This is a genomic window from Conexibacter woesei DSM 14684 (assembly GCF_000025265.1).
In the GTDB taxonomy this organism is placed as follows: Bacteria; Actinomycetota; Thermoleophilia; order Solirubrobacterales; family Solirubrobacteraceae; genus Conexibacter; species Conexibacter woesei.
The window spans coordinates 3,158,779-3,171,956 of the sequence record NC_013739.1 but is presented as its reverse complement, the minus strand read 5'-3'; the positions used below and the strand labels follow the sequence as shown (position 1 = coordinate 3,171,956).

Here is a 13,178-nt window from a genome sequence, read left to right as displayed (position 1 = left end):
CGCCCCCGCTCCGCCGTCTGCCACGCTCCGCTGATGCGGCGGATCACCTGGCTCGGCCACGCGACGGTCCTGATCGAGACGCGCGACGGGACGCGGCTGCTGACCGATCCGGTGCTGCGCTCGCGCGTCGCGCATCTGCGGCGGCACACGCCGACCCCGACCGCGGAGGCGATCGGGCGGGTCGACGGCGTGCTCGTCTCGCACGTCCACCACGACCACCTCGACCGCCCCTCGCTGAAGGGGCTCTCGCAGACGAGCACGGGGATCCTGCTGCCGCGCGGCGCGGGGCAGCTCGTGCGGTCGCTGCCGTTCGACCCCGTCCACCAGGTCACGGCGGGCGACGCGGTCGGCGTGGGCGGGACCGAGGTGCACGTCGTGCCGGCCTGGCATCCGACGAGACGGTGGCCGCGCTCGGCCGAGCTGGAGGCGCTCGGCTACGTCGTCGACGGCGTCTGGTTCGCCGGCGACACCGACCTCGACGACGGGATGGAGGCGCTGCGCGGCAGCGTCGACGTGGCGCTCGTCCCGATCTGGGGCTGGGGCCCGTCGCTCGGCCCCGGGCACCTCGATCCCGAGGGCGCGGCGAGAGCGGTCGCGCTCGTCGCGCCGCGGGTCGCGATCCCGATCCACTGGGGCACCTACCTGCCGTTCGGCCTCACGCGCCGGCACGGCCATCTGCTGCGCGCGCCCGCGCTCCAGTTCGCCGCGCACGTGGCGCGCTACGCGCCGTCGGTCCGCGTCGAGACGCTCTCGCCCGGCGAGACGCTCGAACTGCCGTCGAACGGGTCGTAGCCGTCCTGCCCGAGCTGCGCCAGCCAGCCGCAGAAGATGCGGTGGACGGTGCCGGAGCCGACGACCTCGTCGCCGTCGCGGGCCGGCCATGGCAGCCCGGCCGGGTGCAGGACGAACGGCTGCGCCTGGGCGCCGCCGAGGCCGCCGTGTGAGCCGACCAGCTCCTCGAACGCCGCGACCTCGTCGACGTCCTCCCAGTAGGTGCTGTTGACGACGATGTCGGGGCAGTGCGGGAAGCGATCCGTGCGGCGGACGTGGTCGGCGGCGCGCGGGCCGAACGGCGCCAGCGGGTCCTCCCCCTCGACCCTGCCGCTGTCGAGCAGGTGCCGGCCGTTCGCACCGAGCGCGACAGCGCCGTCGCGCTCTGAGCGTACGAGGAGGAAGCCGATCCCCTCGTGCGCGCGCAGCGCGTCGATCAGGCCCGGGCGGCGCTGCTCGATCTGCTCCAGCGTCACGCGGCCGGCCTCCCGCGGGAACGAGATCAGGCCGAGGTTGCCGGACGCCATCACGGCGACGTCGGGAGCCTCCTGACCTTCGGTCAACTGCGCCTGCTCGTCGCGTCTCTCGGCGATCGCCTTCGCCGCCCGGCCCGTCACGCCCGGCCGCGTGCCCAGCTCCGCGAGGCCGGCGACGAGCTGGCCGCGGCCCTCGTCGGAGGCGGCGGTCGCGGCGCGGACCTTCCCGCCGTTCGCCGCGCCGTTCCCGTTCCCGTTCCCGACGACCCGTCTGACCAGCTGCTCGAGCGACTCGCCGTAGCGCTGCAGGAACGTCGCGCCCTGGCTCTGGCCGTGGTCGGCGAGCACGACCAGCTCGTACGGCCGCGGCCCGTGCTCGACCGCCGCGGCGATCCGCGCGATCGCGCGGTCGACCCGCCGCAGCACCGCCAGCGTGTCCGGCCGCTCGACGCCGGAGTGGTGCGCGACCTCGTCGTAGGCGAGGAACGTCGTGTAGACGACCGGCCGGCCGGCGAGCACGTCGGCGGTGACGGCCGCGACCTGCAGGTCGAGCTGGATCACGGTGCCGAACGCGCGCACGAGCGGGTAGGAGCCCGAGCGGTCGACACGCGGGAGCACGTCGCGGCGCCGCTGCTGGATCGCGTAGGCCTTCTCGACGCAGATCTCGCCGATGCAGCGCAGGAACGTCAGCGCGACGCCGTAGGGGCTCGCGAAGTAGGCGAAGTAGTCCTGGCCGAGGCGGCCCTGCCGTCTGCGGTCGAGCACGGTGCTCATCGTCAGCATGCTGTGCGGCGCATCGCCGGAGAGGATGTTCGCGCGGCTGGCGCCGTCGGCGTGCAGCAGCCCGCGGCCGTTGGAGCGGCGCCGCTCCAGCTCCGCCGCGTCGCGCGGGTGGTTGGTGACGATCGCCTTGCCGCGGTCCTTCTCCCACCAGCGGAACGCCGGCATGTCGTCGTTGTCGCCGTGCAGGATCCCCGCCTGGCAGGCGCCGGTCTGCGAGGACCAATCGGTCTCCCAGCGCCGCAGCTCGTGGCTGCCGTCGCGGACCCAGCGCGCCAGCGTCGGCGCGTTGCCGTCGCGCAGGGCGCGCTGCAGCACCTCGTGCGCGAGCCCGTCGATCTCCAGGAACAGGACGCCCGGCACGTCGCTCTCGACGGCGAGCTTCGTGCGCTTGAGCTGTCTGCGCACGACCTCGCGGTACCAGAGGTCGCCGGACCCGAGCGCGAGCACGGCGCTGGCGGCGGAGCTGATCGCGGTCAGCAGCAGCGTCACGACGAGCGCGGTGCCGAAGTCCCGCACGTGGACGCCGTAGTCGATCTGCGCGATCGCGAGCAGCACGAGCGCGTTCAGCACCAGCGCGCCGAGGCCGAGCGTGGCGACCGTGAACGGCAGCGCGATGCGGATCAGCAGCGGCCACAGCAGCGCGTTCGCGAGCGCCAGCAGGAGCGCGAGCGTCAGCGCGGCGCCGAAATCGTCGGCGGTGAAGCCGGGCAGGACCGCGGCCAGCACCAGCAGCACCAGCGTGTCGAGCACGACGACGGACGCGAGACGGGTCACGAGGCGCATTGCGGAAGCATCTCGCATCGCGCAACCCGGAGGAGCGGCGCACAGGATTCAAGGAAGTCATCCGATCTGCCGATCTCGACTTCATGTCCACGCACGACGACATGCCGGCGAGCTGGAGCCGCAACAGCAGAAGCCGGTCCTCCGAGATCACCGCCGCGATCGTCCGCGCACGGGCGGCGCGCGCCGGACAGCCGGCCCCGCAGCCTGCCGTCGGACGACTCGACGAGCTGGCGCAGCGCCGCAACGCCCGCCGCGCCGCCGAGGAGGCGCGTCGCAAGATGCTGCCGGTCGAGCCGCCGCCGGGCCCGCGGACCGCGTAGCGCTGCTTTCCGGCGCGAAGTGCACAGGACCGCGCGCTAACGTGGTCCCATGTTCGTCGTGGCGATCGCCGTCGCCGTCTTCGCCGTCGCGCTCGCGGTCGCTCCCCGCGATGGGGACCGCGGTGCTGCCGGCGACGCGGGTGCCCCGCCGACGGTGACCGCTGCGGCCAGACCCGGCACGACCGTCCGGATCGTCGGCTCGCAGTTCGGGCGGATCCTCGCCGACGGCCGCGGCAGAGCCTTCTACCTGTTCGACCGCGAGCGCTCGTCGCGCCCGCGCTGCTACGGCGCCTGCGCCGCGGCGTGGCCGCCCGTCTACGCGAAAGGCGACCCGGTCGCCGGGAGCGGCGCGCGCGAGCGCCTGATCGCGACGACGCGCCGCGCCGACGGCCGCCGGCAGGTCACCTACGGCGGTTACCCGCTGTACTACTACGTGCGCGACACGCCGGGCGTCGTGCTGTGCCAGAACGTCTTCGAGTTCGGCGGCACCTGGCTCGTGGTGCGGGGCGACGCCTCGCCCGTGACCTGACGCCGGCTGCCGCGCCGGTTCCATCCGGCCCGCCCGTCATCGTGAGTGGGCCGATGACACGCCTGCTTCACACCGCCGACTGGCATCTCGGCCGCGCCTTCCACGGCGAGGATCTGCTGAGCGAGCAGGCCGCGTTCGTCGACTTCGCCGTCGCGACCGCCCGCGCCGAGCGGGTCGACGGGATCCTGATCGCCGGAGACCTCTACGATCGCGCACTGCCGCCGGTCGATGCGGTGCGGCTCGCGTCCGACGCGCTCGCGCGGCTGTCGGAGATCGCGCCCGTCGTCGTCATCTCCGGCAACCACGACTCGGCTGCGCGGCTCGGCTTCGGCGCCGAGCTGCTCGCGCGCGCGGGCGTGCACGTCGTGACCGACCCGGCATCGGCCGGCACGGCGGTGGAGGTCGGCGGCGCGCTCGTCTACCCGCTCCCCTACCTCGAGCCCGATCTCGTGCGCGAGGAGCTGGGCGTGCAGGAGCGCTCCCACGCCGCCGTGACGGGTGCCGCGATGGAGCGCGTGCGCGCGGACATCGCCCGCCGCCGCTCCGCAGCGGGCAGCGCGCCCGTCGTCGTGATGGCGCACGCGTTCGTCTCCGGCGCGGCCGGCTCCGAGAGCGAGCGCGACCTCGCCGTCGGCGGCGCCGCGCACGTGCCGCCGGGCACGTTCGCCGGCGCGGACTACGTCGCGCTCGGCCACCTGCACGGCCCGCAGATCGCCGGCGGCGCCGCCTGCCGCTACGCCGGCTCGCCGCTCGCGTTCTCCTTCAGCGAGGCGCCGCAGAGAAAGTCGGTCGCGCTGGTCGACGTCGGCGCCGCCGGCGCGCCCGTCGGCGTGGAGCTGCTCCCCTGCCCCGTCCCGCGCCCGCTCGCGGCACTCCGCGGCACGCTCGACGAGCTGCTTGCCGACCCGCGGCTGAGGGAGCGCGAGAGCGCCTGGGTGCAGGCGACGCTGACCGACCCGGTGCGGCCGAGCGACGCGATGGAGCGGCTGCGCCGCCGCTTCCCGCACGCGGTCGCGCTCGCGTTCGACCCGCAGGGCGGTCAGAGCGCGCCCGGGGACTCCTACCAGCGCCTGCGCGGTCTCGACGACGACGAGCTGGTCCGCCGCTTCATCGCCGACGTGCGCGGCAGCGAGGCCGACGACGACGAGCTGGAGCTGCTGCGTGACGCGCTGACGGCCCGGCGGATCGCGGAGGCCGAAGGCCAGCCGGCGGCCGCGGCCGCCTAGGCGCCGCGCGCGATGCGCCTGCACCGGCTCCGCGTCACCGCCTTCCAGGCGTTCGCCGCGACCGAGGAGATCGACTTCGACGCGCTCGCCGCCGCCGGGCTGTTCCTGCTGCACGGCGACACCGGCGCGGGCAAGACGACGCTGCTCGACGCCGTCTGCTTCGCGCTCTACGGCGACGTCCCGGGCGCCCGCTCGCGCGATTCGCGCCTGCGCTCGGACCACGCCGACCCCGGCGTCAGAACCGAGGTCGAGCTGGACGTGACGCTGCGCGACCGCCGCTTCCGGATCATCCGGCGGCCGAAGCAGGTGCGCCCGAAGCTGCGCGGTGACGGCATCACGGAGGAGGCGGCCGCCTGCACGGTGCAGGAGCTGCGCGACGACGAGTGGGTGACGATCGCCGCGCGCCCGGACGAGGCGAGAGCGGAGCTGTCGGACCCGCTCGGCATGACGTGCGACCAGTTCTGCCAGGTCGTCCTGCTCCCGCAGGGCGAGTTCGCCGCGTTCCTGCGAGCGGGCAGCGACGAGCGCTGGAGACTGCTGGAGCGGCTGTTCGGGACCGAGCGCTTCGCCGCCGTCGAGTGGTGGCTGAGAGATCGCCGCAGGGCCGCGCGCGCCGAGCTGGAGCAGCAGCTGCGCGACGTGCGCGACGTCGTCTCCCGCATCTCGCAGGTCGCCGGCGAGCCGGCGCCCGACGGCTGGGAGGACGAGCTGGAGAGCGTGCGGGAGTGGACCGGCGGGCTCGGTATCACGACCGAAGCGAGCGCCGCGACGGCCGAGGAAGCGAACGCGGGCGCCCGCGCGGCACGTGTCGCGGCCGAGCGCGCCTTCGCGGACGGCAGCGAGCTGGCCGGCCGCCGCACGCGGCTCGCGAAGGCGCTGTCGGAGCTGGAGTCGTGGCGCAGCCGGCGCGGCGCCCGCGACGCGGCCGAGCAGGAGCTGCTCGCCGCTCGCCGCGCCGCCCCCGTCGCCGCGCTGCTGGAGACCGCGCGCGCCCGCGGCGCCGACGCGGCCACAGCCGCGGCGGATGCCGAAGCAGCGTGGTCGGCGCTCGACGACGAGTCGCGTGCCGCCGCCGACGCCGCGGCCGAGGCCGTCGCGGCCGCGCCACCCGCGCCCGCCGCGGAGCCGTGGTCGATTGCGGTCGCTCAACCGCAGCAATCGACCGCGCCTCCCGAGCACGAGGTGTTCACCCTCTTCGACCTCCCGCCACTGGAGACAGAGGAGCGTGGCGCGGCGGCCGGGCCAGGCGACGACGCGGAGCGGGCAGCTGGCGCGGAGTCGGCGGCGGCCGCGGAGCCGGGGGCGGCCGCGGAGCCGGGGACGGACGCGGAGCCGGGGACGGCCGCGGAGCCGGGGACGGACGCGGAGCCGGGGACGGCCGCGGAGCCGGGGACGGACGCGGAGCCGGGGACGGACGCGGAGCCGGCGGCACCGGGGGCGAGCGACGGGGAGCCGCGGCCGGCTGCGCTGCGCGCGCACGCGGCCGAGCTGCGCACGCGCGCGGGAGCGCTCGGCGCGCTTGTCGCGGTCGAGCAGCGGCTGGCGACCGACGAGCAGTCGCTCGCGACGCTCGCGCAGGAGGCCGAGCGGGCCGGCGCGACCCTCGCCGCGTCGGCGCAGGCGCTGGAGCAGGCCGGGCAGGAGCGGAGGAGGCTGGACGAGACACTGCAGGCCGCACGCCGCGCTGCCGACCGCGTCGAAGCGCTCGCCGCCGAGTCACGCGGCGCCGCCGAGCGCGCCGAACGCGCGACCGAGCGCGACCGTCTGGTCGCGGCCGGCGACGCGATCGCCGACCGCGTCCGCGCCGCCGTCGATGCTCACCAGAGCGCCCACGCCGCCTGGCTCGACCTGCGCGAGCGCCGCCTCGCCGGCATGGCAGCCGAGCTGGCCGCGGACCTCACCCCGGGCGACCCGTGCGCCGTCTGCGGCTCTCCCGACCACCCGGCCCCAGCCCACCTCGCCGGCGCGGCCGCGACGCCCTCCGCCGACGCCGCGTCCGACGCTTCCACCGCCGGCGCCAGCGACGCCGCCGCCCACGGCGCGAACGCGGCCGACGCCGCCCACAGCGCGCGCGTGGCCAACGCCGATGGGGCGAGTCTCGCCGAGCAGGAGCGGGCGGCGCAGGAGCGGCAGGCGGTGCTCGCGGAAGAGCGCTCCGGATGCGAACGGCAAGCGGCGGCGCATGCGGAGGCGCTGGCGGCAGCGCGCGCGGTCGCGGGCGACGCGCCGGCCGAGGAGCTGGGCGACCGCGCACGCCGGCTCGCGAGCGAGCTGTCGGCGGCACGGACGCTCGCCGACGGGCTGGCGGGGACCGAGCGCGCGCTCGACGCGCTCGCGACCACCACGGCCGCCCAGGAGCAGCGCCGCCGCGAGGCGGAGCAAACGGTGACGACCGCGCGCGCCGCCCACGCGGAGCGCTCGGCCGCGCTGGCGGCCGACCGCGCACAGGTCGCCGAGGCGCGCGGCGACGCGGACAGCATCGCGGACCGTGCGGACTCGCTCCGCGGCACAGCCGACGCGTGCGAGACCGCCGCCGCGGCGCTGGAGCACGCCGCTCGCACCGCCGCCGCCCACGTCGCAGCCGCGGACGCCGCCGAGCGGGCCGCGCTCGACGCCGGCTTCACGCCTGACGACGCCGCGCCGCTCGCGCCGCCGGCCGCCGACGCGGGGCTGATCGCCGCGCTCGACTCCCACGCCGCACCGATCGCCACGCCGGCCGCCGACGCCGCGCGCGCGGCGATGCGCGAGGGCGACACACAGGAGCAGCTGGAGCGGCGGTTGCGCGAGTTCGACGAGGGGCTCGCCCAGCGCGTCGCGTTGATCCAGGACGAGCAGCTGCAGGCCGCGGCCGCCGAGCCCGCGCCGGACCTCGACGTGCTGCGCGAGCAGGCCGCGGCGGCGGCTCGCGCCGACGAGGCGGCGCACGGACGGCTGACGGTCGACCGCCGCCGCCACGTCGACGTGATACGCCTCGCCGCCGACCTCGACGGCGCGCTCGAACGGCTCGCGCCCGTAGCGGAGCAAGCACGGCTCGTGACCGAGGTCTCGTACCTCGTGGAAGGAAGATCCTCGTCCAACCGCCTCAGAATGCGGCTCGCGGCGTACGTGCTCGCGGCACGCCTGGAGGAGGTCGCCGAGGCGGCGACGGCGCGCCTGGAGCGGATGTCGAACGGCCGCTACGCGATCGTCCACTCCGACGGCGGCGGCAAGGGCCAGCGCCGCGGCGGGCTCGATCTCCGCATCCTCGACGGCTGGACCGGCGAGGAGCGCTCGCCCGCGACGCTCTCCGGCGGCGAGACGTTCCTCGCCAGCCTCGCGCTCGCGCTCGGACTCGCCGACGTCGTCGCCGCCGACGCCGGCGGCAGCCGGCTGGAGACGCTCTTCATCGACGAGGGCTTCGGCTCGCTCGACGAGCGCACCCTCGACGAGGTGCTCGACGTGCTCGACGCGCTGCGCGAGGGCGGCCGCGCGGTCGGGATCGTCTCCCACGTCGCCGAGCTGCGTCAGCGCGTGCCCGCGAAGCTGCACGTCGTCAAGGGCCGCAGCGGCTCGCACGTCGAGCAGTCCGCAGCGACCGCCGCCGCGTAGGCCGTCCGACGCGCGAGGCGGCAGGGCCGAAGGCGGCAGGACCGAAGCCGCGGCGGTCCCGCGACGAGGTGGGGCTGTCCGCACCAACCTCCGGCCGGCTTCCCCACCCCACGACACCGGCTGGCGTCGCAGACGCGGAGCGTCCCGCGCGAGAGGATCCGACGCGATGTCCACCTCGCGCTCTCGCCCCCGGATCGTCCTGCTGCTGCTCGCCAGCATCGTCACGATCGCGATCGCCGGCGTCGGCTTCGCCGGCGTGACGTCCGAGCGTGCGCCGGCCGGCACCGGCGGCGAGGTCGAGTTCGCAACGCCGCCGCCGCGCGTCCTCACCGCGCACGAGCACGCCCGGCAGTGAGCCGCGCCGACGCGCCCGGAACGCTCGTGTCACCCGTATGGCCGCCGGCCGCAACGCCCACCTAGACTGCGGAGCGCCGATGCTCGCCGTCGAAGGACTCACGAAGCGCTACAAGGGCGAGACCGTCGTCGACGGGCTGTCGTTCACCGCCGAACGCGGCCGCGTGACGGGCTTCCTCGGCCCCAACGGCGCCGGCAAGACGCAGACGATCAAGATGATCCTCGGCCTCGTCCACCCGACCGGCGGCCGCGTGCTGATCGACGGTCGTGAGCCGCACGAGCACCCGCGCCCCGGCGCGGTCGCCGCGGTGCTCGACGGCGGCGCCTTCCACCCCGGCCGCCGCGTCCGCGACGAGCTGCACCTGCAGGCGTACGCCGCCTCGACGACGACCGAGCGCGCCGACGAGCTGCTCGACCGCGTCGGCCTGACGACCGCCGCCCGCAAGCGGATCGGGACGCTTTCGCTCGGGATGAGACAGCGGCTTGCGCTCGCTCGCGCGCTGCTCGCCGACACGCCGCTGCTGCTCGCCGACGAGCCGGCGAACGGCCTCGACCCCGCCGGCATCCACTGGCTCCGCGCGCTGCTGCGCGAGCTGGCCGACGAGGGCAAGACGATCCTCGTCTCCAGTCACCTGCTGCCCGAGATGGAGCGCCTCGCCGACGACGTCGTCGTGATCGCGCAGGGCCGGCTCGTGACGCAGGGGCCGCTCGCGAGCCTCCGCTCCGTGCGCGAGCGGCGCGTCCGCGTGCAGTGCGGCAACCCCCGCGTGCTCGGCACGCGGCTGCGGGCGAGAGGCTTCGTCGTCACCGGCGACGGGCTCGACGGCGGCACCGCGACCACCGGGGCCGAGCCGCCGCCGGACGCCGAGCTGATCGTCGGCGGGACCGACGCGCGCACCGTCGGCGAGATCGCCCACGCCGCGCAGATCCCCGTCCACCGTCTCGTCGAGGACGAGGACGGACTCGAGGAGCGCTACCTCGCGCTCACCTCCGGGCTGGGGCTGCGCACGTGAACCTCCTGCTGGTGGAGCTGGAGAAGCTGCGCACGGTCCGCACGACGTGGCTGCTGCTGGTGGTCGCGGTGCTCGGGCCGCTGCCGATCGCGATCGCGATCCTGACGCAGACCGACAGATTGGACAGAGCGCCGCAGGAGGTGCTCGGGCTGATCGTGCTGACCGCCCTGCTGGCCGCCGCGCTCGGCGCCTCGGCGTGCGCGCGCGAGTTCGAGCTGCGCACGATCACGACCGCGTTCACGCTGGAGCCGCGGCGCGAGCGGATCGTCGCGGCGAAGGCCGCGGCGGCGGCGATCGTCGGCGCGGCGGCGGCGCTGCTGTGCGTCGCCTTCCTGCTGAGCCTGACGGCGATCTGGCTGTCGAGCAGCGACGCCCCGTGGCCGTGGACCTCCGGCGAGACGCTCTCGGCGATCGCCGGGGCGGTGATCGTCACCGTCACGCTCGCGGTCGCCGGGACCGGCTTCGGCGGCGTCACGCGGCATGTCGGCTCGGCGATCACGCTGTTCGTGCTCGTCTACTTCGTGCTCGAAGGCGTGCTGGTCGCGCGGCTCGGCTTCTGGTCCGACTACGGCATCACCGCCGCGGGCAGCACGCTGACCGAGCCCGGCGTCGAGCACGCGCTCAGCTACGTCGGTGCGCTCGCCGTCGTGGTCGGCCTCAGCCTCGCGGTGCTGGCGGGCGGGATCGCCGTCGTCCGCCGCTCCGACGTCTGAAGCGCGCAGACGCGCACACGCGCGCGGGCGCGCCGGTGCCGCGCCCGCGCTCAAGTCGCGGGCGCCACGCGCCGAAAGCGGGTGGGATGGCCCGCTCGCTCCCGACCTTGAACGAGGACAACCGCCGCTGGTGGATCCTCGCGACGATGACCGGCTCGCTGTCGATGATCCTGATCGACCAGACCGTCGTCGCGGTCGCGCTGCCGACGATCCAGGCCGACCTCGCCGTCTCGACGATAGGCCTGCAGTGGGTCGTCAACGCCTACCTGCTCACGCTCGCCGCGTTCGTCGCGCTCGGGGGCCGCGTCGGCGACCTGATCGGAAACGACCGGGCGTTTCGCCTGGGCGCGGCGATCTTCGTGCTCGCCTCGGCCGCGTGCGGCTTCGCCGAGTCGGAGGCGTGGATCATCAGCGCCCGCGCGGTGCAGGGCCTCGGCGCGGCGCTGCTGACACCGGCGACCGGCGCGCTCGTCGCGAACGCCTTCGGCGCCGAGGAGCGCGGCCGCGCGATGGGGATCTACGCCGGCGTCTCGATGGTCTTCCTCGCGCTCGGGCCGCTGATCGGCGGCCTGCTGACCGACCTCGTCTCCTGGCGCGCGGTCTTCTTCGTCAACCTGCCCGTCGGGATCGCGCTGCTGCTCGCCGCGCGCGTGACGCTGCCCGACACGCCGCCGCGGCCCGGCCGCGTCGACTGGGGCGGCGTCCCGCTGATCGTGCTGTCGCTCTCGTGCCTCGTGCTCGGGCTGATGCAGTCGCGCGCGTGGGGCTGGGACTCGCCCGCGACGATCGGGCTGCTCGTCGCCGCCGCGGTGCTGCTGCCCGCGACGATCCTGTGGGAGCTGAGCCGGAGAGAGCCGCTCGTCGAGCTGCGGCTGTTCAGGAGCGCGAACTTCACCGCCGACGGGATCGTGCTCGCCGCCGTCCAGTTCGCGATGACGGGCGTCGCCGTGCTCGGCGCCGTGTGGGTCCAGGACGTGCTCGGCTTCACCGCGATCGAGGCCGGCCTCTCGCTGCTGCCGCTGACGCTCCCGATCCTGCTGATCGCGCCGCGCGCCGGCGCGCTCTACGACCGCATCGGCCCGCGCGGCCCCGTCACGCTCGGCTGCGGCCTCGGGGCGCTTGCGCTCGTGTGGGTGGCCGCGGTCCTGCACCACCGTGACTACGACTGGCTCGTGCCCGGCTACGTCGTGATGGGGATCGGCCTCGGCGTGATGATGACGCCGGCCAACACCGACGCGATGAACGCGGTCGAGCCGCAGCTCCGAGCGCAAGCGTCCGCGCTGCTCCAGACGATCCGCCAGGTCGGCGCGACGCTCGGCGTCGCGGTGATGGGGACGATCGTCGCGCACCGCCAGAGCGCGCGGATCGGCGACGTGTTCGAGCAGCGCTACGGCTTCCCGCCGCGCGACGTGCAGCAGATCGAGCACGCGATGAACGGCGTCGCCTCCTCCGGAGCCACCGACCGGGGCCTTCCCGCCGACATCCTGAAGCTGATCTCGCCGCTGCTCGACGCCGTCACGGGCGCGGTCGCCTCGGCGTTCGCGGTCGCCGCCGTCGTCCTGGCGCTGGCGGCGATCGTCGCCGTGCTGGTCCTGCGCAAGCGCCCGGCGACGGACGCGGAGCCGGTCCCGTCAGCGGCGCCACCGGCCTGACCTGCGTCAGTTCGGTGCCCCTCTAGGGCACCAAATCGACGCACCTCAGCTCCAGGGCAGGGCGGCGCGCTCGGCCCAGTACTGATCCGGAGCGCGCTGCAGCGGAGCCAAGCGGGCCTCCAGATCGTCACTCCATTCGATCTCGGCCGCGACGAGGTTCGAGCGCAGCATCGCCGGGGTCACCGCGCCGCTCAAGACGACGTCGACCCACGCACGCGCGGCGATCCCAGCCAATGCCACGGCGTCGGGCGTCGCGCCCAGCTCGGCGGCGACGGCGCGCAGCTCGGGCGGCGCGGCGTCCGCCGCGAGGCGGCCGTTCGCGACGCCTTCCTTCACGAGCACGGTCATCCCGGCCGCGTGCGCCCGCTCCAGCGCCGGCCCGGCGGAGCGCTCGTAGAGGTTCCACGTCGCCTGGACGGCATCGAACGCGCCCGACTCGACCGCACGATCGATCGTGTCCGCCTGCGCCGGCCCCGAGGTCGAGAGGCCGATCTGGACGCCGTCGGAGCGCAGCCGCGCCAGCTCGCCGAGCACCTCGGCGTCGTCGAGCACGCCGCTCTCGATCGTCGCCGAGTGGATTGCGTAGAGCGTCAGATGTTCGCCGAGCAGCGCGCGGGTCTCGGCCAGCTGGCGGCGCAGCTGCTCGACGTTCAGCTGCTTGCGCTCGTGCACCTCGGCGTCCATCCGCCAGTCGCCGACGTAGCTGTAGCCCCATTTCGACGAGATCGTCAGCTCCCCGGGGGCGATCATGCGCGATCGCAGCCAGCCGGCGAGGAACTCCTCGGCGCGGCCGTAGGAGCGCGCCGCGTCGATCCACCGCACGCCGGCGGCGCGCGCGGCATCGAGCAGCTCCTCCGCTTCGGCGCGCAGCGTCTGCACGGAGCGGTCCGCTCCGAGGTCGCGTGCACGTCCCAGGTTGATGTACGCAGGCCGCCCGATGGCGGCGAGTCCGAGACCGATCCGAGCCATG

11 protein-coding genes are annotated in these 13,178 nt (G+C 75.5%); 9 read left to right on the top strand and 2 right to left on the bottom strand.

Features of this window, described 5'->3' with window-relative positions; genetic code table 11:
• The first annotated feature begins 33 nt into the window (after positions 1–33).
• Positions 34–792 (top strand): MBL fold metallo-hydrolase, encoded by a 759-nt coding sequence (locus tag CWOE_RS14790; protein ID WP_012934435.1) that lies wholly within the window; start codon positions 34–36, stop codon positions 790–792.
• Here the strand turns inward: CWOE_RS14790 and CWOE_RS14785 are convergent.
• Complete coding sequence (locus CWOE_RS14785; RefSeq protein WP_012934434.1) at positions 720–2,813, bottom strand: phage holin family protein; 2,094 nt, start codon at positions 2,811–2,813, stop codon at positions 720–722. The genes CWOE_RS14790 and CWOE_RS14785 overlap by 73 nt on opposite strands.
• Before the next feature lie 83 nt (positions 2,814–2,896).
• Here CWOE_RS14785 and CWOE_RS14780 point away from each other — a divergent pair, with 83 nt between their 5' ends.
• The 8 genes from CWOE_RS14780 to CWOE_RS14745 all read left to right on the top strand — a co-directional run bounded on the left by CWOE_RS14780 (position 2,897) and on the right by CWOE_RS14745 (position 12,208).
• Complete coding sequence (locus tag CWOE_RS14780; RefSeq protein ID WP_012934433.1) at positions 2,897–3,133, top strand: hypothetical protein; 237 nt, start codon at positions 2,897–2,899, stop codon at positions 3,131–3,133.
• Positions 3,134–3,182: 49 nt separating this feature from the next.
• Positions 3,183–3,662: a COG4315 family predicted lipoprotein gene (locus CWOE_RS14775; protein WP_012934432.1), complete on the top strand. Its 480-nt coding sequence runs from the start codon at positions 3,183–3,185 to the stop codon at positions 3,660–3,662.
• A gap of 53 nt (positions 3,663–3,715) precedes the next feature.
• Positions 3,716–4,888 (top strand): exonuclease SbcCD subunit D, encoded by a 1,173-nt coding sequence (locus CWOE_RS14770; protein ID WP_012934431.1) that lies wholly within the window; start codon positions 3,716–3,718, stop codon positions 4,886–4,888.
• A gap of 12 nt (positions 4,889–4,900) precedes the next feature.
• Positions 4,901–8,476, top strand: a complete 3,576-nt coding sequence (locus CWOE_RS14765; protein ID WP_012934430.1) for an AAA family ATPase — start codon at positions 4,901–4,903, stop codon at positions 8,474–8,476.
• A 166-nt stretch (positions 8,477–8,642) separates the two neighbouring features.
• A complete protein-coding gene (locus CWOE_RS14760) occupies positions 8,643–8,831 on the top strand; it encodes a hypothetical protein (RefSeq protein WP_012934429.1) in 189 nt (62 codons plus the stop codon).
• 79 nt (positions 8,832–8,910) lie between these two features.
• Positions 8,911–9,843, top strand: coding sequence for an ABC transporter ATP-binding protein (locus CWOE_RS14755; RefSeq protein WP_012934428.1), 933 nt, complete (start codon positions 8,911–8,913; stop codon positions 9,841–9,843).
• Entirely contained in the window at positions 9,840–10,556 is a 717-nt protein-coding gene (locus CWOE_RS14750) for a hypothetical protein (RefSeq protein WP_012934427.1), read from the top strand. Before CWOE_RS14755 ends, CWOE_RS14750 begins: the two co-directional genes overlap by 4 nt.
• Positions 10,557–10,642: 86 nt before the next feature.
• Positions 10,643–12,208: a DHA2 family efflux MFS transporter permease subunit gene (locus CWOE_RS14745; RefSeq protein ID WP_012934426.1), complete on the top strand. Its 1,566-nt coding sequence runs from the start codon at positions 10,643–10,645 to the stop codon at positions 12,206–12,208.
• Between the two features lie 45 nt (positions 12,209–12,253).
• Here CWOE_RS14745 and CWOE_RS14740 read toward each other — a convergent pair whose 3' ends face one another.
• Positions 12,254–13,177: an aldo/keto reductase gene (locus tag CWOE_RS14740; protein ID WP_012934425.1), complete on the bottom strand. Its 924-nt coding sequence runs from the start codon at positions 13,175–13,177 to the stop codon at positions 12,254–12,256.
• Between the last annotated feature and the right edge of the window lies 1 nt (position 13,178).